At 69.7% G+C, this 22,185-nt stretch carries 22 protein-coding genes; 7 read left to right on the top strand and 15 right to left on the bottom strand.

What is annotated here, in order from left to right:
- Entirely contained in the window at positions 1 to 750 is a 750-nt protein-coding gene (locus F9C11_RS02275) for an MIP/aquaporin family protein (protein WP_182894669.1), read from the bottom strand.
- Between the two features lie 213 nt (positions 751 to 963).
- Here F9C11_RS02275 and F9C11_RS02270 point away from each other — a divergent pair, with 213 nt between their 5' ends.
- Positions 964 to 2,733 (top strand): glycerol-3-phosphate dehydrogenase/oxidase, encoded by a 1,770-nt coding sequence (locus F9C11_RS02270; protein ID WP_409183302.1) that lies wholly within the window; start codon positions 964 to 966, stop codon positions 2,731 to 2,733.
- A 130-nt stretch (positions 2,734 to 2,863) separates the two neighbouring features.
- Here F9C11_RS02270 and F9C11_RS02265 read toward each other — a convergent pair whose 3' ends face one another.
- Positions 2,864 to 3,397, bottom strand: coding sequence for a GNAT family N-acetyltransferase (locus F9C11_RS02265; RefSeq protein WP_409183301.1), 534 nt, complete (start codon positions 3,395 to 3,397; stop codon positions 2,864 to 2,866).
- Between the two features lie 148 nt (positions 3,398 to 3,545).
- Between F9C11_RS02265 and F9C11_RS02260 the strand changes: the two genes are divergently transcribed.
- Positions 3,546 to 5,000, top strand: a complete 1,455-nt coding sequence (locus tag F9C11_RS02260) for a class I adenylate-forming enzyme family protein (RefSeq protein ID WP_409183300.1) — start codon at positions 3,546 to 3,548, stop codon at positions 4,998 to 5,000.
- A gap of 1 nt (position 5,001) precedes the next feature.
- Here F9C11_RS02260 and F9C11_RS02255 read toward each other — a convergent pair whose 3' ends face one another.
- From F9C11_RS02255 to F9C11_RS02235, 5 genes are all read right to left on the bottom strand, one after another.
- Positions 5,002 to 6,249, bottom strand: coding sequence for a histidine kinase (locus tag F9C11_RS02255; protein WP_409183299.1), 1,248 nt, complete (start codon positions 6,247 to 6,249; stop codon positions 5,002 to 5,004).
- Positions 6,234 to 6,617, bottom strand: a complete 384-nt coding sequence (locus F9C11_RS02250; protein ID WP_409183298.1) for a DUF1707 domain-containing protein — start codon at positions 6,615 to 6,617, stop codon at positions 6,234 to 6,236. Before F9C11_RS02250 ends, F9C11_RS02255 begins: the two co-directional genes overlap by 16 nt.
- A gap of 8 nt (positions 6,618 to 6,625) precedes the next feature.
- A complete protein-coding gene (locus tag F9C11_RS02245) occupies positions 6,626 to 7,177 on the bottom strand; it encodes a DUF1707 domain-containing protein (protein WP_409183297.1) in 552 nt (183 codons plus the stop codon).
- Between the two features lie 54 nt (positions 7,178 to 7,231).
- A complete protein-coding gene (locus F9C11_RS02240) occupies positions 7,232 to 9,025 on the bottom strand; it encodes an acetyl/propionyl/methylcrotonyl-CoA carboxylase subunit alpha (RefSeq protein ID WP_409183296.1) in 1,794 nt (597 codons plus the stop codon).
- Between the two features lie 101 nt (positions 9,026 to 9,126).
- Entirely contained in the window at positions 9,127 to 9,426 is a 300-nt protein-coding gene (locus F9C11_RS02235; RefSeq protein ID WP_037716509.1) for an SAV_915 family protein, read from the bottom strand.
- A gap of 50 nt (positions 9,427 to 9,476) precedes the next feature.
- On the opposite strand from F9C11_RS02235, the gene F9C11_RS02230 reads away from it, so the two are divergent.
- Positions 9,477 to 10,205, top strand: a complete 729-nt coding sequence (locus tag F9C11_RS02230) for a hypothetical protein (RefSeq protein ID WP_409183295.1) — start codon at positions 9,477 to 9,479, stop codon at positions 10,203 to 10,205.
- A gap of 42 nt (positions 10,206 to 10,247) precedes the next feature.
- Here F9C11_RS02230 and F9C11_RS02225 read toward each other — a convergent pair whose 3' ends face one another.
- The 4 genes from F9C11_RS02225 to F9C11_RS02210 all read right to left on the bottom strand — a co-directional run bounded on the left by F9C11_RS02225 (position 10,248) and on the right by F9C11_RS02210 (position 15,486).
- Positions 10,248 to 11,594: a dicarboxylate/amino acid:cation symporter gene (locus tag F9C11_RS02225; protein ID WP_409183294.1), complete on the bottom strand. Its 1,347-nt coding sequence runs from the start codon at positions 11,592 to 11,594 to the stop codon at positions 10,248 to 10,250.
- Between the two features lie 103 nt (positions 11,595 to 11,697).
- Positions 11,698 to 12,309, bottom strand: coding sequence for a nucleoside triphosphate pyrophosphatase (locus tag F9C11_RS02220; protein WP_043831863.1), 612 nt, complete (start codon positions 12,307 to 12,309; stop codon positions 11,698 to 11,700).
- A gap of 968 nt (positions 12,310 to 13,277) precedes the next feature.
- A complete protein-coding gene (locus tag F9C11_RS02215; RefSeq protein WP_409183293.1) occupies positions 13,278 to 14,897 on the bottom strand; it encodes a DHA2 family efflux MFS transporter permease subunit in 1,620 nt (539 codons plus the stop codon).
- Positions 14,878 to 15,486 (bottom strand): PadR family transcriptional regulator, encoded by a 609-nt coding sequence (locus F9C11_RS02210; protein ID WP_409183292.1) that lies wholly within the window; start codon positions 15,484 to 15,486, stop codon positions 14,878 to 14,880. The genes F9C11_RS02215 and F9C11_RS02210 overlap by 20 nt, the downstream gene beginning before the upstream one ends.
- Positions 15,487 to 15,720: 234 nt before the next feature.
- Here F9C11_RS02210 and F9C11_RS02205 point away from each other — a divergent pair, with 234 nt between their 5' ends.
- Positions 15,721 to 15,891, top strand: a complete 171-nt coding sequence (locus F9C11_RS02205; RefSeq protein WP_409183291.1) for a hypothetical protein — start codon at positions 15,721 to 15,723, stop codon at positions 15,889 to 15,891.
- Here the strand turns inward: F9C11_RS02205 and F9C11_RS02200 are convergent.
- The gene (locus F9C11_RS02200) at positions 15,881 to 17,167 is read right to left on the bottom strand and encodes an MFS transporter (protein ID WP_409183290.1); all 1,287 of its coding nucleotides are present in this window, start codon (positions 17,165 to 17,167) and stop codon (positions 15,881 to 15,883) included. The genes F9C11_RS02205 and F9C11_RS02200 overlap by 11 nt on opposite strands.
- Before the next feature lie 91 nt (positions 17,168 to 17,258).
- Between F9C11_RS02200 and F9C11_RS02195 the strand changes: the two genes are divergently transcribed.
- Complete coding sequence (locus F9C11_RS02195; RefSeq protein ID WP_409183289.1) at positions 17,259 to 17,870, top strand: TetR/AcrR family transcriptional regulator; 612 nt, start codon at positions 17,259 to 17,261, stop codon at positions 17,868 to 17,870.
- A gap of 12 nt (positions 17,871 to 17,882) precedes the next feature.
- Positions 17,883 to 18,287 (top strand): hypothetical protein, encoded by a 405-nt coding sequence (locus F9C11_RS02190; protein WP_409183288.1) that lies wholly within the window; start codon positions 17,883 to 17,885, stop codon positions 18,285 to 18,287.
- A 173-nt stretch (positions 18,288 to 18,460) separates the two neighbouring features.
- Here the strand turns inward: F9C11_RS02190 and F9C11_RS02185 are convergent, their stop codons facing one another.
- Both F9C11_RS02185 and F9C11_RS02180 read right to left on the bottom strand, forming a co-directional pair.
- Positions 18,461 to 18,673 carry an acyl-CoA carboxylase epsilon subunit gene (locus tag F9C11_RS02185; RefSeq protein ID WP_409183287.1) on the bottom strand — a complete coding sequence of 71 codons (213 nt, stop codon included), beginning with the start codon at positions 18,671 to 18,673 and terminating at the stop codon, positions 18,461 to 18,463.
- Positions 18,674 to 18,680: 7 nt separating this feature from the next.
- A complete protein-coding gene (locus tag F9C11_RS02180; protein ID WP_409183286.1) occupies positions 18,681 to 20,318 on the bottom strand; it encodes an acyl-CoA carboxylase subunit beta in 1,638 nt (545 codons plus the stop codon).
- Positions 20,319 to 20,416: 98 nt separating this feature from the next.
- Here F9C11_RS02180 and F9C11_RS02175 point away from each other — a divergent pair, with 98 nt between their 5' ends.
- Positions 20,417 to 21,298 (top strand): GNAT family N-acetyltransferase, encoded by an 882-nt coding sequence (locus F9C11_RS02175; protein WP_409183285.1) that lies wholly within the window; start codon positions 20,417 to 20,419, stop codon positions 21,296 to 21,298.
- Here F9C11_RS02175 and F9C11_RS02170 read toward each other — a convergent pair.
- Positions 21,295 to 22,170, bottom strand: coding sequence for an SRPBCC family protein (locus tag F9C11_RS02170; protein WP_409183284.1), 876 nt, complete (start codon positions 22,168 to 22,170; stop codon positions 21,295 to 21,297). The two genes, F9C11_RS02175 and F9C11_RS02170, sit on opposite strands and share 4 nt — an antisense overlap.
- Positions 22,171 to 22,185: the final 15 nt, after the last annotated feature.

Raw genomic sequence — 22,185 nt, 5'->3', positions numbered from 1 at the left:
TCAGGTCAGGTTGTGCACGGCCAGGTACACCAGCGCCGCCAGCGCGGCGCCGACGAGCGGCCCGAGGACCGGCACCCACGAGTAGTTCCAGTCCGGGTCGCGCTTGCCCTTGATCGGCAGCAGGAACGCGTACGCGATGCGCGGGCCGAGGTCGCGGGCCGGGTTGATGGCGTAGCCGGTCGGCCCGCCGAGGGAGATGCCGATCACCAGCACGACGAACGACACCCCGGCGTAGCCGAGCGCGGTGTTGCCGAACGTCGGCGTCCCGTCCGCGGCGGTCTTGAACGCCGGCGTCAGCAGGATCCAGCCGACCAGCACGAAGGTGCCGATGATCTCGGTCACCAGGTTCCACGCCTTGTTCCGGATCTGCGGGGCGGTGGAGAAAATGCCGAGCGTCTCTTCCGGATTCGGGTGGTCGTCGAACTGCAGTTTGTAGGTCAGCCAGCACAGCACGGCGCCGAGAATCGCGCCGAGCATTTCCCCGATCAGATAGAACGGCACGTCCGCCCACGAAACCTTGCCCGAAATGGCCAGGCCGAGCGTGACCGCGGGGTTCAGGTGCGCGCCGGTCGGCGCGGCGAGGCTCGCCCCGGCGAACACGCCGAAAGCCCACCCGAACGTGATGAACAGGGTTCCGGCCTGGAAGCCGTTGTTCTTGCGCAGCACCACGTTGGCGACCACGCCGTTGCCCAGCAACAGGAGCACTGCCGTGCCCAGCAGCTCCCAGACGATGATCGCACCCGGACTCAGACTTGGACTCACGCTTTCCGCACCTCCACACTGGACAGTCTGTGCAGGGCCGATCACGTCCGGCCACCGCCTCGTAGCCGACCCCAGTCCGCGGCACGTTACCGGTGCGTACGCGCGCAATCCATAAGCCGGGCGAAGCAATGTGACCATGATCGTCATGGGTTCCGCCACACGTGTCACCTCGGGGTCAGCAGACGATCACGCAAGCGTGCGATGCTGGGGAAGGTGGAGCACGAGGAGGAACGAGTGGTGACGAACTCGCAGAACGGCAGTGACCCGGCCCGGCTGGGTCCGGCGGGCCGGGAGGAATCCTGGCGGCGCTTCGGCGACGAGACCTTCGATCTGGTCGTGATCGGCGGCGGGGTCGTCGGCGCGGGCACCGCGCTGGACGCGGCGACCCGCGGCCTGCGGGTGGCCCTCGTCGAGGCCCGCGACCTGGCGTCCGGCACGTCGAGCCGGTCGAGCAAGCTCTTCCACGGCGGCCTGCGGTACCTCGAACAGCTCGAGTTCGGCCTGGTGCGCGAGGCACTGCACGAGCGCGAGCTGATGCTGACGAAGATCGCGCCGCACCTGGTGAAGCCGGTGAGCTTCCTGTACCCGCTGACGCACCGGATCTGGGAGCGTCCGTACACCGCCGCCGGGCTGCTGATGTACGACACGATGGGCGGAGCCCGGTCGGTGCCCGGCCAGAAACATCTCACCCGGGCGGGTGCCCTCCGAATGGTTCCCGCGCTCAAGCGGTCCGCGCTGATCGGCGGCATCCGGTACTACGACGCGCAGGCGGACGACGCCCGGCACACGATGACCGTCGCGCGCACCGCCGCGCATTACGGCGCGGTGGTCCGGACCTCCACCCAGGTCGTCGGCTTCCTGCGCGAGGCGGACCGGATTTCCGGCGTGCGCGTGCGCGACGTCGAGGACGGCCGCGAGACCGAGATCCACGCCGGCGCGGTGGTCAACTGCACCGGCGTGTGGACCGACGAACTGCAGCGGCTCTCCGGCGGCCGCGGCCGGTTCCGCGTGCGCGCCAGCAAGGGCGTGCACATCGTGGTTCCGCGCGACCGGATCGTGTCGGAGTCGGGGATGATCCTGCGCACCGAGAAGTCGGTGCTGTTCGTGATCCCGTGGCGCAACCACTGGATCGTCGGCACCACCGACACCGACTGGAATCTCGACCTCGCCCACCCGGCGGCCACCAAGCACGACATCGACTACCTGCTCGAGCACGTGAACTCGGTGCTCGCGACGCCGCTGACGCACGACGACATCGAAGGCGTGTACGCGGGTCTGCGGCCGCTGCTGGCCGGGGAGAGCGAAGAGACGTCGAAGCTGTCGCGCGAGCACGCGGTCGCGCGGGTCGCGCCGGGCCTGGTCGCGATCGCGGGCGGCAAGTACACGACGTACCGGGTGATGGCGGCCGACGCCGTCGACGCCGCGGTGGTCGACCTGCCGGGCCGTCCGCCGTCGTCCATCACCGACAAGGTCCCGCTGCTCGGCGCGGACGGCTACCACGCGCTGGTCAACCAGGCCGATCACCTGGCCGCGGAGCACGGGCTGCACCCGTACCGCGTGCGGCACCTGCTCGACCGTTACGGCTCGCTGGTGCACGAGGTGCTGGCGCTCGCCGCGGACCGGCCGGAGCTGCTCAAGCCGATCGAGTCGGCGCCGGATTACCTCGGCGTGGAGGTCGTGTACGCGGCCAGCCACGAGGGTGCGTTGCACCTGGAGGACGTCCTCGCCCGGCGCACGCGGATCTCCATCGAGTACGCGCACCGCGGCGTCGACTGTGCGGAGCAGGTCGCCCAGCTGGTGGCCGGAGTGCTGGGCTGGTCGGAAGACGAGACCAGGCGCGAGGTCGAGGTCTATCGGGCGCGCGTCGAGGCGGAGCGGGATTCGCAGCTGCAGCCGACGGACGAGTCGGCGGACGCGCTGCGGGCGGCGGCTCCGGAGGCTCGGGCCGGGTTGATCGAGCCGGTCAGCTGAGAGTGCCTCGTGAGTGTCGGGGAGAACCGGCACTCACGAGGGCTCGGGTTTTCCGGGCTCACCGCGCGCCCGCTTCGGACGCGAGCCGGTCAGGTGAGAAAGCCTCGGGAGTGCTGCGGAGAACCGGTACTCACGAGGGCTTGAGCACCCACCTGATCAGCTTTTCCCCGCTGGGCGAGGGCCGCTCCTCGGGGCCGACTCGCCGGAACCCGGCCCGCTTCGCCACCACCTCGGACGCGGTGTTGCTTTCGTCGTGCCGGTAAGCGATTTCGTGCAGGCCCAGCCGGGCGAATCCGAACTGGATCGCGGCCGAAAGCGCTACCGCCGCGATGCCTTTGCCTCGTTCGGCCGGGTGTGTCCACACCGACGCCTCGGCGGTGCCGAAGTCGAGGTCCAGGTCGCGCAGTCCGACCTCGCCGAGCAGCCGGCCGGTCGCCGGGTCGGCCACGGCCCACGAGCAGCGCTCGTCGCACGCCCACTGCGCGGCGCGCAGCGTCACGTACTCGGTGGCTTCGTCGGGGGTGCGCAACTGGTAGTTCAGCACGTACCGCCGATGCTGCGGGTCCGCGAACGCCTCCATCAGCGCGGGCCGGTCGTCGAGATGCCGGTCCGCGCGGAGCTGGCGCAGGCGGTACGCGCCCGCGTTGATTTCCACGGGTTCCACGACTCGAGCCTAACCGTCTCCAGGCGCGAAACGGCTGCGTGCCGCGTCACGGCCGGGGCGGACGAAGGGTGAAAAATCCTTGCCGCTTCGGGCAGTACCGGGGAAAGACCGCCCCGGCGCGAAGATCGTCCTGGCAGCGTTGCCGGGTATGCCGGACAATCTGACCCAGCTTGCCGCCGACCACGCCCGCCGACACGGATGGGCCGACCTTCCCGCCTTCCTCGCCGACGACCGGACCTGGACGTTCGCCGAGGTCTACGCCGGAGCCGCGCGCGTCGCCGGCGGTTACCGGGCCGCCGGACTGCGCCGCGGCGACCGCGTGCTGCTCGCGCTTCCGGACAGCATCGAACTGGTCTGGTGCCTGCTCGGCGCGTGGCAGGCCGGAATCGTCGCGATTCCGGCGAATGTCCAGATGAGCCACGACGATCTGACCCGCGACACCCGCACCGCCGAACCCGCGCTGATCGTCGCGGACCCGGAAACGGCGGGCTGGCTCGCCGGCGTCGACCTCGCTCCGACCACCGGCGCGGAGCGGCTGGCGGCGGCGGATCCGGAGACGGAGTTCGCGCCGGGCGGAGACAATCCGTCGCACGCGATGTTCACGTCGGGGACGACCGGCGCGCCGAAGCTGTGCTTCTATCTTCACCGCAATTTCGATCCGTCGATGTTTCGCACGGACGGCGTCGGCACGGTCGCGCTCTCGGTGTCGCGGATGTATTTCGCCGGTGGCCTGTATTCCTCGGTGATGGCGACGATCTGCACCGGCCAGACGTCAGTCCTCTCGCGGCCGCGCGCGACCCCGGCTGCCGCGCTGGAGTTGATCCGCCGCCACAACGTCGCGACGCTTTTCGCGCAGCCGAGTTTCTACGCGCGTCTGCTGCTGGAGCCGGGGCACGCCGAGACGCTCGGGCAGTTGCGCGGCGCGATGTGCGCGGGCGAAGTGCTTTCCGCTCAGCTGCGCGAGAAGCTGGTGCCGATTTTCGGGGACCGGCTGGTGAACCTTTACGGCGCTACCGAGGCTGGTGGGTACGCGATGGGGCGGCCAGCGGATTACGCCGACCCGTCGGCGGTCGGGCCGGTCTACGAAGGCCGTTCGGCACGCGTAGTGGTTGACGGACACGAGGTGGCGACCGGAGTGCAGGGCGAGCTGCAAGTTCTGGTCCCGTTCGCTACGCGCGGTGTCGCTCGCGGCAGCCTCGGCCCGGATCAGGTGACCGACACTTGGTGGTCGACCGGCGACCTCGGGTCGATCGACGCACAGGGTGTCCTCCACGTCTACGGACGGCTCGACGACGTCGAGGTGATCGGCGGACAGAACGTGGTCCCCGGCGAGGTCGAACGGCTTCTCGAAAGTCACCCGAAGGTGCGGGAAGCAGCGGTGAGCGCGGTGCGGCGCGAGGCGGGGGACACGACCTTGCGTGCGTACGTGGTCGCGACCTCCGGCACGGGCGACGAGGACTTGAGCGCGGAACTGATCGCGCTGGCTCGTGCGCACCTGTCGTGGTACAAGGTGCCGCAGGACGTGGTCTGGTTGGAAGCGTTGCCGCGCAATGGAAACGGCAAGGTGTTGCGCCGGAAGCTGCGTGTGGCGGGCGGCCAGTGACTTAAGCGGGCGATGGGACCTCCGCGTGCACGGCGGTCCCTTCCCCGCGTGCGGACTCGATGGTCAGCGAGCCCGCGACCCGTTGCACGCGCTGGCGCATCGCTTCCAGGCCGAAGCCGGTGCCGTCGCCGCGGTCGCCGGGGGCGAAACCTCTGCCGTCGTCCCGGATGTCGAGCATGACCAGGTCGCTGGTGTAGGTGAGGGTGATGTCGATCCGGCTGGCGTGCGCGTGTTTTTCCGCGTTGGCCAAGGCTTCCTGCGCGACCCGATACAACGCCACTTCCAGCTCCGGCAGCAACGGCCGAGCATCGCCTTCGACGGTAGCGGTCACCTTGGCGCCGGAGGTATCGGACACTCGGTTCGCCAAGCCTGCCAACGCTTCCGGCAGGTGCGAGTCCGCCAACGGTTCCGGCCGCAACGCCTGCACTGCCCGGCGCGCCTCAGTGAGACTGTCCTTCGCCAGCGCGTGCACGTGGTCGAGGTGCCGTTGCCGGTCCGCGGCTTCGGTGGCCCGGTCGGCGGCCTGCAATTGGGTGACAATGCCGGTCAAGCCCTGGGCGACGGTGTCGTGAATTTCGCGGGCCATTCGCTGCCGCTCGTCGAGCACCCCCGCCTCGCGGGCTTGGGTGAGCAATTGCGCTTGCAGCGCCGCGTTTTCCGTCAACGCCGTTTCCAGCTGCGCGTTTGATCGCGCGAGCTTTTCATTGGTGCGACGACGTTCCTCGTTCTCCGCGCCGACGAACCATGCCACGTACAGAATCGGCCCGACAATCGACACTGCCGTGATCCACGGCGGCGACGGTTCCCAAATCCCCTTGGCCAGCAACGGAACTATCGCCGTAGCGGCTGCGGCGAAGATGCTCCAGCGCGTCGGGAACAACACGAACGCGATCGGGTAGCCGATCGAAGCGAAGGCAGTGAACGGGTCCAGCCGAGAAGCGAGCACCGTCGCGCCAGCTAGCAGCACAATAAAGAACCCAATGGCCAGCCACGGTTTTCGCGTGCGGCGCGGGAAAACCGGGATCAGCATCAGCAACCACAGCCCGCTCGCCGCGGCGAGAAGCATGGTTGTGCGCCATTGCGCGGAATCACCGTGCGGCTGACCGGCGGCGATGATCGTGCACACCGCGAGCGCCAGAATCCCGACCCCGGCGAACACCGGGCCTGCCCATCGTTCGGCCCTCGGATCGACCGAACCCGGCCGCAGCCCCATCATCGGGCCGGGCCGCGGGCTCAGCGCCGCCGCCATCCGCTGAACAGGATCAAGAGCAACGGCAGCGCGAACACGATCAGCAGCCGACCGCGCGTGACGATGAGCACGAGGACCGCCAGTGCGATCGAGAGCGGCACCGAATACCGCCACACGAACGCGCTCAGCTTGCCGTTCCCCGCGGCCGGGACGACCGGTTCCGGCCGGGCCGTGGCCAGCAGCGCGCTCGGCCGCGGCGAGGGGAGGTCGTCGAACAGCGGCACCAGTTCGCTCACCAGCTTGGCCGACGTGACCTTCGCCGAGCGGCTGCCGTACTCGTCGATGTCGAGGCGTCCGGTGCGGACGTGCTCGGAGAGGACGTCGAGCGCGTCCTGGCGTTCGGCGTCGCTCAGCCGCAGGTCAGCCATGGTCCGCCTCAGCGGTCCAGCCGGCGCTGGCGCCGGTGCTCGTCGCGCATCGCGCGGAACTCCTCGCGGCGTTCGCGATGCCGGTCGTGGCGGTGGTGGTCATGGTGCTCGAAACCCTTGCCCCAGAGCGCGCGGCCGACCGCGGTGAGCGCGATCGGCGCGAAGATCACCGGCCATCCCGCGGCGCCGGTGGCGATCAGGGCGATCGCCGCGATCCAGACCAGCGGAATCAGCGCGGCGACGACGCGTTGCCCCGGCGACCACTCCGGCTGCCGGGCGGCTACTTCGCCGGACGCCGCGGGCTGCGGCACGGGCATCGGCGCCGCCGCGGCCGGTTCCGGCGCCGCGGTCGCGCCGCCGAACACTGGATGCGGCACCGGCAGGTCGGCGAACAGCTCGCTCAGTTCGCCCCGGGTCTTGGCCGCGGTGATCCGGGCGGAGCGTTCGCCGAACTCGTCGATGTCGATCCGCCCCGCGCTCATGTGCTCGCCGAGCGCGTGCAGCGCGGACTCGCGCTCCCGGTCGCTGATCCGCAGCTGCGGAGACGGAACCTCAGTCACGTAGTCGATGGTAGGCCGCGCGAGCGCGCGGCACCCACGACATTCAGCACAACTTCAGTCCTTGAGTTCCAAGAGTTGCGTTCCCTGCGTGACCGCGGAGCCGATCTCGACCGAAAGCCCGGTGACAGTGCCCGCTTTGTGCGCGGTTACCGGGTTTTCCATCTTCATCGCCTCGAGCACCACGATCAGCTCGCCCGCCTCGACGTGCTGGCCTTCCTCGACCGCGATCTTCACGATGGTGCCCTGCATCGGCGCGGTGACCGCGTCGCCGCTCACCGCCGCCTTCGCGCCGCCGGCCCGCTTGCGCGGCTTGGCCTTCGTCGCCGCGGGCGCGCCGCCGCCTTCGAGGGCGAACCCGCCCGGCAGCGAAACCTCGAGCCGGCGTCCGCCGACCTCGACCACGACGTTCTGCCGCGGCGCCTCTTCCTCGGCCTCGACGTCCGGCGCGGTGAAGGGCTCGATCTGGTTGTCGAACTCGGTCTCGATCCAGCGGGTGTGCACGCTGAAGCCGTTTTCGTCGCCGATGAACGCCGGGTCGTTCACGATCACGCGGTCGAACGGCAGCACCGTCGCCATGCCCTCGACCTCGAACTCGGCCAGCGCGCGCCGGCTGCGCTCCAGCGCGTTCTGCCGGTCCGAACCGGTGACGATGAGCTTGGCGAGCATCGAGTCGAACTGGCCGCCGATCACGCTGCCGGATTCGACCCCGGAGTCGACGCGCACGCCCGGGCCGGACGGGGCGACGAACTTGGTGACCGTGCCCGGAGCGGGCAGGAAGCCGCGCCCGGCGTCCTCGCCGTTGATGCGGAACTCGATCGAGTGGCCGCGCGGCGTCGGGTCCTCGGTGATCCGCAGCTTCTCGCCGCGCGCGATGCGGAACATCTCGCGCACCAGGTCGATGCCGGTGGTCTCCTCCGACACCGGGTGCTCGACCTGCAGCCGGGTGTTCACCTCGAGGAAGGAAATGGTGCCGTCGACCGCGACGAGGTACTCCACGGTGCCCGCGCCGTAGTAGCCGGCCTCCTTGCAGATGGCCTTGGCGGACTCGTGGATCCGGGCGCGCTGGTCGTCGGACAGGTACGGCGCGGGGGCCTCCTCCACCAGCTTCTGGTGGCGGCGCTGCAGCGAGCAGTCGCGGGTGCCGACGACGATCGCGTTGCCGTGCTGGTCGGCCAGCACCTGCGCCTCGACGTGCCGCGGCTTGTCCAGGTAGCGCTCCACGAAGCACTCGCCGCGGCCGAACGCGGCCACCGCCTCGCGCGTCGCGGATTCGAACAGCTCAGGGATTTCTTCGCGGGTGCGGGCGACCTTCAGGCCGCGGCCGCCGCCGCCGAACGCCGCCTTGATCGCGACCGGCAGGCCGTGTTCGTCGGCGAACGCGATGATCTCGTCGGCGTCCTTGACCGGCTCCTTGGTGCCGGGCACCAGCGGCGCGCCGGCGCGCATCGCGATGTGCCGCGCGGTCACCTTGTCGCCGAGGTCGCGGATCGACTGCGGGCTCGGCCCGATCCAGGTCAGGCCCGCGTCGAGGACGGCCTGGGCGAAGTCGGCGTTCTCGGAAAGGAAGCCGTAGCCGGGGTGGACCGAATCGGCGCCGGACCGCTTGGCGGCGTCGAGGATCTTGTCGATCGCGAGGTAGCTCTCGGCCGCGGTGGTCCCGCCGAGGGCGAACGCCTCGTCGGCGAGACGGACGTGCGGAGCGTCGCGGTCCGGGTCGGCGTACACGGCCACGCTCTGCAGGCCCGCGTCCTTCGCGGCCCGGATCACGCGAACCGCGATCTCGCCCCGGTTCGCGATCAGGACCTTGGTCACCGGACCGCCCGTGCTCGCGGTGTCCTGCTCGCTCACCACATACCTCCCGTGCCCGTCGCCGCGCTGCTGGTCAACCGGGAGTCTACGGACCCCGGCGGGGCCTGGATTGAGAGGTGGACCACCCAGTTCGGTCCTGTTTATACCCGTCCGGCGGGGGCCTGATGCCGCAGTTCGGCCGGGAGTTCGGAGTCGAGCACGATGACGTCGTAGGGGTTGACCTGGTGCACCAGCGCCAGGTTCTCGGTGTTGACCAGGATCCACGGCTGGTGCTCGCCGCAGCAGTCGACGAGCCGGTCGAGCGCGGTGAACGCGACCAGCGCGGTGCGTCCGTCCGGGGTGCGGCGCAGTTCGACGTTGGCTCCGGTCTGGCCGTCGGTGGTCGGGCCGGCGGGCCCGGTCGGCAGGTAAAGGGCCGGGGGAAGATTGGGGTTCGTCACTCCGACAACATAGACGGACACGGTGCGCGAGGTCGCTTACAGTCTCGGATATGCGGACTAGGCCGAAGCGCGTCCCGCGATCCGCGCTGCTCACCGCCGTTCTCGCGGCGGTGGCCACGGCGGCGGCGCTCGTCGTGGCCGTCGTGCTGCGCCCGAAGCCGGACGGCGCGGTCACCATGGCCCCGCGCGAGCCGGCGGCGGCTCCGGTGGAGGGATCGGCCTCGACCTGCGGCAACGGTCCGTGCCGGCAGCTGGCCGCGGTGAGCGTCGGCGGTACCCCGGTCGTGTTGCTGGCGGACGCCGCGGGAGGCTCGGGACGGGTCCAGGTCGGGAAGGAGCCGGGCACCGAGTTCGAACTGGCGATCACGAACCTGGGCGCGAAGCTGACGGAGACTTCCTTGCGCTGCATCGACGGGTCGACCGCCGCGTGCCTGGTCCGCGGCGACGCGGCCGGCGGCTCGTACGGGGAACTGCTCACCGAATCCGGCGGGGTGTGGCGAGACTACGGCAAGCCGTATTTCTCCGACGCGGGCTCGCTGTCGCTCTACGACGTGAGCCAGGACGGCCGTCCGGACGTGATCGTCGTCCGGCACGAATGCCCGCAGGCGGTCTCCGGTTCGCCGCGCTGCCAGGCGGCTCCGGTGGTGGCTGAGGTCTACGAACTCGACGGCGAGGTGATGGGGTGCACGAGCACCGTCACCTCGCCGTCGAATTTCCGGGGCTGGCCGGACGTCGAGCTGAGGAAATCCCAGCTGCGGCGGTGTTCCGGCAACTCGTGAGCGGCAATCCCGGTTAGAACCGGGATTGCCGCTCACGAGGCGTCAGGCGGTGGCGGGCCGGGCCGCGCTGCCCTCGTCGCGGTGGTTCGGGCGAGCGGTGTGCGTGCTGAGGATTTCGTCGTCGAGCAGGCCCTCGCTGCGCGCGACGATCGTCGGGACCACGATCTGGCCCGCGACGTTCGTGGCCGTGCGCATCATGTCCATGATCGGGTTCACCGAGTAGATCAGTGCGATGCCGAGCGCGACCTGCTTGGCGTCGAGACCGATGAACGCGGTGGTCAGGGTGAGCGCGGTCAGCCAGCCGGTGGTGCCCGCGGTGGCCAGCGCGCCGACCACGGCGACGACCACGATCCCGACGTACTGGCCGAAGCTCAGCGGCACCCCGGCGAGGTTGGCGATGAAGATCGCGCCGATCGCCGGGAACACCGCGGCGCAACCGTCCATTTTGGTCGCGCTGGCGAGCGGGGTGGCGAAGGCGGCGTACCCGGGGTCGACGCCGAGGTTGACCGCGGACTGCCGGGTCAGCGGCAGCGTCGCGGAGCTGGACTGCGACGCGAACGCGAACTGGATCGCGGTGCCCGCCTTGGCGAAGAACGTCAGCGGGCTCACCTTCGCGACGAACTGCAGCAGGATCGGGTAGACCACGAAAAGGACCAGCAGGCAGCCGACGTACACCGCGAGCGTGGTCGACAGCAGCGGGCGGAACAGCGCGTCGCCGTAGTTGGAGACGGCGGCCCCGATCAGGCCGACGATGCCGATGGGCGCGAGGCGCACGATCCAGCCGAGGTAGCGCTGGATGATTTCGAAGGCGCTGGTGGTGAACTCGACGAACGGCTTGGCCTTGTCGCCGAGGCTGTAGGCGGCGGCGCCGATCACGACGGCGAGGAAGAGCACCTGGAGCGTGCTGCCCTCGGCGAAGGCGGAGAAGAAGTTCTCCGGCAGCAGGCCCTTGATGAAGGCGTCCCAGGAACCCCAGTGGCTCATGCTCTTCGCGGCCTTGTCGGCGTTCTTCGCGGTGGCCGCGACGCCCTCGCCGAGCCCGCCGGAGCCGGGGTTGAACAGCTTGCCGATCGCGATCCCGATCAGCGAGGCGATGAACGACGTGATCGCGAACCACAGCACGGTCTTGCCGCCGAGCCGCGCGGCGGTGCGGCCGCCGCCGAGGCCGCGGAGGCTGTTGATGCCGACCACGATCGCGGTGAAGACCAGCGGGATCACCGCGATCTGCAGCAGGGTCGTGAAGATCGTGCCGATGTGGTCGAGGGTGTCGGTCAGCCAGCCGGCTTCGGTCGTCCGCGCGAGCACGCCGAGGCCGGCGCCCACGACAAGCGAACCGAGCACGGCCGCGGCGAACACGCGCGGCTTGGTGTACGTCCTGACGAAGGACATGTGCCACCCCAGAGAGGTCGAGAGTTTCCGCTGACCCGGGTGCGGGCCGGAGTCGACTCTCCCTGATCACTCGTCCGAGTGACACATCGTCCCAATATGTGAACTAGTTCCACATTTCGGTGACGCTGACGCCGACCTCGGCGAGGAGCTGACGCAGCAGCGGAAGACTGATCCCGATGACGCTGGACGGGTCCCCTTCGACGCCCTCGACGAACCACCCGCCGAGCGCGTCGAGCGTGAACGCCCCCGCGACGTGCAGCGGTTCGCCGGTCGCGACGTAGGCGTCGATCTCGGCCTGGCTGGGGTTGGCGAAGTGCACGGTGGTGGACCGGGTGCCGGAGGCTTCCTTGGTCCGCTGCCCGCCGTCGAGCCGGACCACGGCGTGCCCGGTGAGCAGGACGCCGGAGCCGCCGGCCATCCGGGCCCAGCGCTCCTTCGCGACCTCGGCCGTGGCGGGCTTGCCGACCATCTCGCCGCCGATGGAAAGCATGGAATCGCAGGCGACGATCACGGCGTCGGGCTCGGAGACCATCTCGACCACGGCGTTGGCCTTGGCTTTCGCGAGAGCCAAGACGAGTTCGGCGGGTTCGGGATCGGTGAGCGCGGCCGCGACGGCATCCTCGTCGACACCGGACACGACGACGGCCGGATCGAGACCGGCACTCCGCAACACAGCGAGACGGGCGGGGGACTGGGAGGCGAGGACTAGACGCACGGTCGAACGCTACCTCGGCGGGTGGGGGCGGTGGGGTCTGGCCTGGGAGGGGTGGGAGGTCGTGTCGGCTGGGTGAGGGGGTTGCGGTGGGTGGCCTGGGGGGGTTGCGTGGGTGGTTCGGGGTGGCTGGGTTGAGTGTGCGGTGGGGCGTGGTCTGGGCGGAGTGGGAGGGTTTCGCACCTAGGCAAAGGGAATGCGGTGGGCGGCCTGGGCCGGGTGCGTGGCCGGTGGTTCGGCAGGGGCGGCTGGGTGTGTGCGGTGAGTGGTTCGGCAGGGCGGCTGGGTTGTGTGCGGGGTGGGGCGTGGCCTGGGCAAAGTGGGCGGTTGCGCCACCTAGGCGAGGGGATTGCGGTGGGCGGCCTGGGCGGCGGCTGGGCCGAGTGCGTGGCCGGTGGCTCGGCAGGGCGGCTGGGTTGTGAGTGGCTCGGCAGGGCGGCTGGGTTGTGAGTGGCTCGGCAAGGCGGCTGGGTTGTGTGCGGGGTGAGTGGCTCGGAGGAAACCCGGGGCGGGTGCGAGGTGAGCGGGCAGCTGTTTCCGGGCATCGGGAGACCGCGCGGCCGCGGATGCGGAGACCGCCGCGCGGATTCGCAGTGCATCGCGATCGCCACTTCACTGCCGGGTGGCGGGGCCGCGCTCGGGCCGCGGCCGATCGGGGTGCGGCTGCGGGGTTTCTGCCTCTGCTTGCATTGGGCAGCTCAATGAGTCCAGGCGTGGTTTCTCCGCCGCGACTTGAGCCGCCCGAAACCGGCCGACTCAAGATCGCCGATCAGCCGGTAGCGGCCGCTGATCGGGGCGTCCTGGTCGTGCCTGCCGTTCGGCTCTCGCCGCGCTCCTTGCTTTGCTCAGCCTGGCTTGCCCGCAGGAAGTTCCGGCCGACGCGCGTGCTCGCCTCCTCTCTGCTCGGCCTCTCCTCCCTCAGCGCCTGCCCGGCTGGGTTTCGGCCAGCCGGGCAGGGTGAGGTCAGCCGTTCATCGTGCTGGCTCCGGGGTCGGGGCGGTCGGGGCTGGCGTACGCGGCCGAGGCGTTACCCGGCGCAGAGCCGCTGCCGACAGGACTCCCAGTACCAGCACCGCGATCGGCAGGATCAGCGTTGCGCGGGCGGCGTCGGTCAGTCCATTGTGGACAACCTCGCTGGCGAGGCGGCCCGCTTGTTCGGCGAGGTCCGCCGGGAGGCCGGGCATGGGGGCTGGGCCTCCGGAGGAGCCGAATTCGCCGGTGGAGGCGGCGGCGTGCGCGATGCCTTCGGTGAACGGGGCTCGGTACTGTTCCGGCAGTTGCGCGGCCGCGGTGGCGGCTTCGCTCGTGATCGACGCGCTGATCCTCGCCTGCAGGAGCACGCCGATCGCGGCGCTGCCCAGGACTCCGCCTACCTGGCGGGCGGTGTTGAAGATGCCCGACGCGGTACCGGTGAGCCGCGGTTCCACCGACGCCATCGTCAGGTTGCTCATCGGCGAGAAGATGCAGCCGACGCCCAGGCCGCACACCAGCAGGGCCGGGATCAGTGCCCACGGGCTCGTGTCCGGCCGCGCTTGCAGCGCGATGATGCCGACGCCCGCGGCCAGCAGGGCCAGGCCGCCCATCACCAGGTATTTGCCGTTGACCTTGTCCGAAGCGCGGCCGACGAACGGCGCGATCACGCCGGACAGCAGCGACATCGGGGCGGTGAGCAGACCGGCCATGGTGGGGGAGAGGCCGAGCACCGTCTGGATGTAGATGATCAGCGGCAGGAACATGCCGGTCATCGTGAAGCCGACCGTGGTCGCGGTGAGCGTGCCCGCGGAGAAGTTGCGGTTCGCGAACACGGCCAGCGGGACCAGCGGTTCCCGGCGGTTGTAGTGCTGCCACAGCACGAAGGCGATCAGCAGGACCACGCCGGCTCCGATGATTTCGAACACCGTGATGCCGCCGAACACCGTGCCCCAGTCATACTGCTGTCCATTTTGGACACCGAACACGACGCAGAAGAGCCCCGCGGCCGACAGCAGGATGCCGATCAGGTCGAACGAATGCGAGTGCTTCGGCTGCCAGTCCGGCACCAGCCACAGGGTCAACGCGATGGCGACGACGCCGATCGGCACGTTGACGTAGAAAATCCACTCCCAGCCTAGGTGCTGCACCAGCACGCCGCCCAGCAGCGGGCCGGTGATCGTGGCCAGGCCGGCCACGCCGCCCCACGCGCCCATCGCCGCGCCGCGTTTCGCGGGCGGGAAAAGGTGGCTGATGAACGCCAGCGTCTGCGGCGTCATCAACGCGGCGCCGAGGCCTTGCACCGCGCGGGCGGCGATCAGCATCTCGACGTTGCCGGACAGCCCGCACCACAGCGACGACGCGGTGAACACGACGAGCCCGGCGACGAACACGCGCTTCGGGCCGAAGCGGTCGCCGAGCCGGCTGGTGAACAGCATCGGCACGGCGTAGGTGAGCAGGTAGACGCTGATCACCCACACCACCGAGTTCAGCCCGGCTCCGAGGTGCTGCAGCATGGCGGGCACCGCGATGGACACGATCGTGGTGTCCAGCAGGATCATGAAGAACCCGATACAGAGCGCGCTCAGCGCGGCCCACGGGTTAACCGGTCTTGCGTTCATCGTTTTCCTTGAGCTTGAGTTTCTTGTCCTGGAAAGGGATCCGGCCGCTGCTGAGGTCCGCGAACAGCTGCTCGATCCACGCGAGCTCGAACTTCCGCTGTGCCGCGCTGAACCGGAAGTCGAGCCAGTAGATTTCGGGGGTGCCGTCGGATTCCAGCTGCTTGACGATCACCTCGTCGGCGGCCACGCCCGCGCGCAGCCGGGTGATCCGGTGCTCCAGCTCGAGCAGCGCCACGTCGCGGCCGAGATCGTCGATCACGGCGAGCCCGCTGAGCACGTCGCTGTAGTCCGGCACCACGTCGCCCAGCATTTGCCGGGCTCGTTCCTGGAAGGCGTCTTTGCCCGCCGCGGTCATCGCATACACCGTGCGCTCCGGCCGTTTGCCGTCCCGCTGGGTTTCCACCACGTCGACAAAACCGTTGCGCTGCAACCTGTCCACCGTGTGGTAGAGCGAGCCCGCCTTGAGCTTTACGCGGGTTTCGACGTGCCGTTCCCGCATGAGCTGGGCCATTTCGTACGGGTGCATCGGCCGCTCGTGCAGCAGCTCGAGCACGGCGACGCCCAGCGCCGTGAGCTTGGCCGCGACCATGACGGTGTTCCTCCAGAAGATCCAATCGGGTGACCCCACGTGGGTTATTCCACGTGGACTATACGGTGTGGAGCAAGCTGCGGTCCAGTGTGATGTGCGCTGGTGAGCAGCTTGTCGCTGACGGTGATGGGTGCTGCGAGATGGGGAGAGCGTAACCAGCAGCACCGACAAAAACTGGCGATCGCCTGTTCGACGGCCCTTTCGCGGCCCTCGGCGGCCTGGCGATCCGATCCGGTGGCAGCACGGAGCCCGCGCAGTTTCTCGGTCCGCCGCCTCTTCGTCACCGAAGAGAGCTGGATCCCGGCGCGGGAACCCGGCCTGCGCGCCTACTACCGCGACTACCTCGTCCGCGCCGGAATGGCCGCGGACGAGGTAGCTCGTCTTCGGAGCAGGCTCAGTCGGTGACCTGGTGTAGCTGCCGAGCCCGGCGGCTGCCCAGCGAGTACCAGCCGGCGATCCCTGTGCCGACGGTGAGCGCGGCCGCGCTGATGCCCAGCGACCAGTGCACTCCGACCGCAGAACCGAGCAGTCCCACGGTGAATCCGCTGCCCGCGCGAAGACCGTTGGCGGACACGCTGTACACGCCGATCACGCGCCCGCGTTCCTCCGGTTTCGCCAGCAATTGCACGACGGTCTGGCCGATCGACATCGACGCCAGGTTCGCCACGCCGCCGATCACCAGCAGCGCCACCGCGATCGGATAGCTGGCGGTCATCGCGAAGAACAGGCTGGAGATCCCGTAAATCGCCGTGCTGAGCACCGCGGCGGGCACGCTCGGTTTGATCTTTCCGGTCGCTTCCAGCAGGATCCCGCCGATCACGCCGCCCGCGCCGTTGGCGAACAGCAGCACGCCGTACGCGGTTCCGGCGCTGCCCGCGCCGAGGTCCTGGGCGAAGATCGGCATCGAACTCTGCATCGAAGCGCCGACGAAGAACGCGCCGAGCCCGGCGAGGATGATCATCCCGACCATGGTCGGATTGCCGCTGATTTCCTTCAGCACCCGCACCGAATCCCGCAGCCCGACTCGCGGCCGGCGAATGATTCCGCCGTCTCGGGTGTGTCCGGTGAACTTGGTGCGGAACAGGAAAACGGTCAGCGGCAGGTAGAACGCGACGTTCACGAAAATGCCCGCCACCGGTCCGAGTCCGAGCAGCAATGCCGAACCGACGACCGGGCCGAAGAGAATTCCCAGACTGCGGAAGGTGGCATTGAGCCGGACTGCGCTGGGCAATTCCGTGGGGCCGACGAAATCGTGCAACATGAGCTGCTCGCCCGGTCCCCAAATCGCGCCCGCGCAGCCGTGCAAAATCAGCAGTACGCAGGCATTCCACACCTCGAGGGTGTCGGTGACGATCAGCACGCCCCACGCCACGGACACGGCCATGAACAGCGCCTGAGCGGCCTGGATGATCCGGCGGCAGTCGTGCCGGTCGGCCAGTCCGCCGAAATATACCGAGAACAGCAGGAACGGCACCCAGTGGCTGATTACCTCGAACCCCGTCAGTGCGGGCGACTGGAATTTCTCCCACAGCACCCAGTAGGTGATGACGTGTTCAATATTGTCGGCCATCATGGCCAGGCCGGTGCCGATCAGATACGGACGGCAGTCCTTGTTGTACAACGCCGCGAATTTGCGCGGGGCCGCCGCGGCAACCTCGGCTTCGGGTCGGTGCGCTGGCACCCCGCACGCGGAACACATGACTGAGAACCCCCTAGTGAGCTGGTACCCGTAACGCTAGACGAGACGTTGCGTCTTGGCTAGACTTCCGCACGTGGGCGACGTCACTGAGCCCGGCGAGCGCCGGCATCACGGGAACCGGTACGGCCGCAGCGAGAACGCGCGCCGCGCGGTGTTGCACGCGGTCGACGATCTGCTGGTCGAGGTCGGTTTCTCCCGGCTCACGATGGAGGGCATCGCGGCTCGGGCGGGAGTCGGGAAGCAGACCGTCTACCGCTGGTGGCCGTCCAAAGTGGACATTCTGCTGGAAGCGCTGGGCGACGACCTCGTCGAGGAACTCTCCCCGCCCGACTCCGGCGACCTGCGCAAGGACCTCCGCGCGCACCTCGCCGCGATCGCGTCCTTCCTGACTACGGCCGACGCTGGCGCGGTGTTCCGCACGCTGCTCGGCCAGGCCCAGCACGACCCGGACCTGGCGCGGCAGCTGCGTGAGGTGCACCTCCGCGCCCAGCACGTGCGCGACCGGCTCCCGCTCGAACGCGCTGTCGCCCGCGGCGAACTGGGCTCGGGCGTCGACCTGGAGAGCGCGGTCGAGCAGCTCGTCGGGCCGATCTATTACCGCGTGCTGGTCACCGGCGCGCCGGTGCCGCCGGAATTCACAGATGGCCTGGTTGAGCGATTCCTCCGGGAGCACCGGCCCGAGTAGGCTCCTGGAGACATGGGAACGGTCTGGTGGCTGGTCGGGCTGGCTGTCGCCGCCGCGGTCGTGGCCGGGATCGCCTGGGTTTTCCGGGACCGCGCGGGCGGGCTGGACCAGCGGCTGCGCGCGGCCGAACAGGCTTCGCGCTGGCGATTCCTGCAGCAGCGGTGGGAGTCGGAACCAATGGCCCGGCTCGCGACCGTCCAGCAGGTGCACGCGCTCACCCAGAACGGTGGCTGCCAGGTCCGGATCGTCTGGACGGACAGTTACCACGCCGAGGACGTCGAAATCGAGCACGACCAGGCCGACGCTGGCGACTATCTGTTGCTGCGCGGGGTCGGGCCGCTCGGTTCGATTACCCGGGAGGAGCTGCTGGCGCACGCGGGTGCGGACGCGCCGGATTGGGCTCAGCGGGGGCGGTGAGGCGTTCGCCCCGCCGTGCTGGAGCAGGTGCCGAGGCCGAGGCGGCGGTTGCGACCACCGCGGCGAGTGCGGCGTTGTCCGGGTCGCCGCGGACGACGCCGGGCGCGGCCGCCCGGGCTGGGCTCAGCGGGAGCGGCGAAGCGTTAACCCCGGCGTCACCGCGCACGAAAACCTCAGCGAGGCAAGGACGAGGCCCGCCAAGCCCCGTCGCCCGCCGTCACCGGGGCGTGTATCGCGGCGGCCCGGTCGCCCCACCACGAGGTGCGACGACGTGCCGGAGCAGGTGCCGAGGCTGACGCCGCGGTGGCCACCACCGCGGTGAGCGCGGCGAGTTCGGCGTCGTCCGGGTTGCCGCGGACGACGCGGAGCAGGGGGGTGTCCGTCATCGCGGCCTCACAGGGGGATGTTGCCGTGCTTCTTGGGCGGCAGCGATTCGCGCTTGGTGCGCAGCAGGTTCAGCGCCTTGGCGATGTGGCCGCGGGTGTGCGCGGGCACGATCACCGAGTCGACGTAACCGCGTTCGGCCGCCGCGTATGGGTTGAGCAGAGTGTCCTCGTACTCCTGGATCAGCTCGGCGCGCAACGCGTCCACGTCGCGCCCCTCCGCCGCCGCGTTGGCCAGGGTCTTTCGGTGCACGATGTTCGCCGCGCCCTGCGCGCCCATCACCGCGACCTGTGCGGTCGGCCAGGCCAGGTTGACGTCCGCGCCGAGGTGCTTGGAGCCCATCACGTCGTACGCGCCGCCGTATGCCTTGCGCGTGATCACCGTGATCAGCGGGACGGTCGCTTCCGCGTACGCGTAGATCAGCTTCGCGCCGCGGCGGATGATGCCGTTCCACTCCTGGTCGGTGCCGGGAAGGAAGCCGGGAACGTCCACAAAGGTCAGAACCGGGATGTTGAACGCGTCGCAGGTCCGCACGAAACGGGCGGCCTTCTCGGACGCGTCGATGTCGAGGCAGCCGGCGAACTGCGTCGGCTGGTTCGCCACGACGCCGACGCTCTGCCCGTCGACCCGGCCGAACCCGACCAGGATGTTGGGCGCGAACAGTTCGTGCACCTCGAGGAATTCGCCGTCGTCGAGCACGCGGGTGACGACCTCGTGCATGTCGTACGGCGTGTTCGGCGAGTCCGGGATGAGCGTGTCCAGCTCGCGGTCGGTGTCGGTGACGTTCTCGAAGAAGCCGGCGGGCGGCTGGTTCGCGTCGAACTCCGGCGGCTCGGACAGGTTGTTCTGCGGCAGGTAGGAGAGCAGTTCCTTGACGTAGGCGATGGCGTCCTCGTCGTCGGAGCCGAGGTAGTGCGCGACGCCCGACTTGGTGTTGTGCGTGCGCCCGCCGCCGAGTTCCTCGAAGGTGACGTCCTCGCCGGTCACCGTCTTCACGACGTCCGGTCCGGTGATGAACATCTGCGACGTCTCGTCCACCATCACGACGAAGTCGGTGAGCGCGGGGGAGTAGACGTGTCCGCCCGCGTTCGCGCCCATGATCAGCGAGATCTGCGGGATCACGCCCGAGGCCATGGTGTTGCGGCGGAAGATCTCGCCGTACAGGCCGAGCGAGACGACACCCTCCTGGATCCGCGCGCCGCCGCCCTCGTTGATGCCGATGATCGGGCGGCCGGTCTTGATCGCCAGGTCCATCACCTTGACGATCTTCTCGCCGTAGACCTCGCCGAGCGCGCCGCCGAACACGGTGACGTCTTGGCTGAACACGCACACCGGACGCCCGTCGACGGTGCCGTAACCGGTCACGACGCCGTCGCCGTACGGGCGGTTCTTCTCCAGCCCGAAGTTCGTCGAGCGGTGCCGCGCCAGCTCGTCCAGTTCGACGAACGAGCCCTCGTCGAGCAGCAGATCGATCCGCTCGCGGGCGGTTTTCTTGCCCTTGGCGTGCTGTTTCTCGATCGCCCGCGCCGAGCCGGCGTGCACGGCCTCGTCGTAGCGGCGATAGAGATCCGCGAGCTTGCCGGCCGTCGTGTGGATGTCCGGTTCTCCCTCGGGCGGCGTCCCGAGCGGCTGCGTCGCACTGCTCATGTGGCGGAGCTTAGCTACTGCGCGGTTGCCGCGCGTGTGGCGTAGGACTCCCTCAGCGCTGCGGGACGACCGGGGTGTCCGTTGATGGTGTCTATCGCGTGCCGGGCACCAGCGGCGTCAAGCCGCCCTCCGCGACCGCTCTCCGGCCCTATGGTGGGGGCGTGCTGCTCGCCGACGCCTCGGTCCGTTCGCTCGGGCCTGCCGACCTGTCCGCTTGCCTCGACCTCGGAACCGATCGCGGGTGGCCGCGCGAAGAGCGGAAATGGGCGATGCTTCTGGACGTCGGCCGCGGATTCGGCATTGACGCTCCGGACGGCGGTCTCGCCGCGGCGGCGGTGCTCACCCGGACCGGGCCGACCGCGTCGGTGTCGATGGTTGTCGTGGCGGAGCGGTTCGCGCGGCAGGGGCTCGGGCGTCGGGTGATGGCGCGGGCGCTCGACGAAGCCGGGGACGCGGTGGTCTCCTTGCACACCACGGAAACCGCGCGTCCGCTGTACGAATCGATGGGCTTCGAGTTCGACGGCGGCTGCACCGACCATCGCGGGCGGTTCACCGACGACGGCGGTCCGGCGGCGCGGCCGATCGGTCCGCCGGACGTGGCGCGAGTGTACGAATTGGACAGTGCGGCCCAGGGCTTCGCGCGGCGGGAGTTGCTGCGCCGCATGCTGTTCGAGGCCGAGCACGTCCACGTGACCGACGACGGTTACGCGCTCGGCACCACGCAAGCCGGGGTACTGGTGATCGGTCCGGTGGTGGCCGCGGACGAGGACCAGGCTCGCGCGCTGATCCGCGGCATCGCCCGCACCACATCCGGGGATCTCCGGCTCGCGGTGGATCATCGGTTCCCGGAGCTGTCGGCGTGGTGCGAGGCGCGCGGGCTGGCGGTGCACGGTCCGGCACCGCGGCTGGTGCTTCACGGAAAAGCGCTGCCGGGCCCGGCCGAGATGCGGTTTTCGCCGTACAACACTGCTCTCGGCTAGCTGTACCGCTTCCTGACCTCGGCGCGACGCTCCTCCGACCACGGCTCCACCTCGACCCCGAAGGACGCGGCGAACAACGCGTTCAGCTGCTCGTGCCGTGCGGTCAGCAAGTCCGGCAGCTGATCCGCCAGCTCCGCCGGGACGGTCTGCGTCAGCTCCACCCGCACGCCGTCCAGCGGGTCCGCCGTCACTTCCCACCGCACGCGACCAGCTGGTTTCCCGTCGTGCAGCCAGGTGTAGGCCAGCACCTCCGGCGACCGCGACTCCAGCACCTCCGCCCCGGGTTCGGGCTGGGGCAGCCGCTTCCAGACGTCCTCGGCGGGCGGCCAGACCAGGTCCCGGCGGAACCGGAGCACCCCGCCGTCCAGGACCTCGCCGTCCTCCAGGCCGAATTCCTCGAGGTAATGCACCATTCGCGCGTGCCAGTCGGTCGGCGGCTCCAGCGTCCGGCCGTCCAGCGCGGCTTCGAGGGAATCGAGGCAGGCGACCCAGCCGGTGACGTGCCGTCCCGCGCCAAGCCGGGCGATGTCCGGTTCGCCGCGGTGGAAAACGTGCGTGAAGACGAGCTTGCTGCCCGCGCCGTCCGCGGACACCTCGATCCGGATCAGGTCCGAGTTCCAGGTGAACTCGAAGACCTCGGGCGGCCGGTAGCCGACGATCTCGCCCTCGCTGACGTCCCCGGTTTCGGTGAAGGTGAACGCGATCTTCCCGCCTGGCGCCGGGGATTCCGGCAACCGGACCGCGGCCGGGAACCAGTGCGCCAGTTCCTCCGGCGAGGTGACCGCGCGCCACACCTTCTCCGGCGGATGCGCCAGGGTCCGTTCGAGGGTGACGCTCGGTCGTCCGCCGGGAGTGGTTCGCAGGATCGCCATGCCGGTATATAACCA

It is taken from the genome of Amycolatopsis sp. VS8301801F10, from assembly GCF_046195355.1.
GTDB lineage: Bacteria > Actinomycetota > Actinomycetes > Mycobacteriales > Pseudonocardiaceae > Amycolatopsis.
Note: the sequence above shows the minus strand (reverse complement) of the source record. Positions and strands in the feature narration are given on the sequence as shown.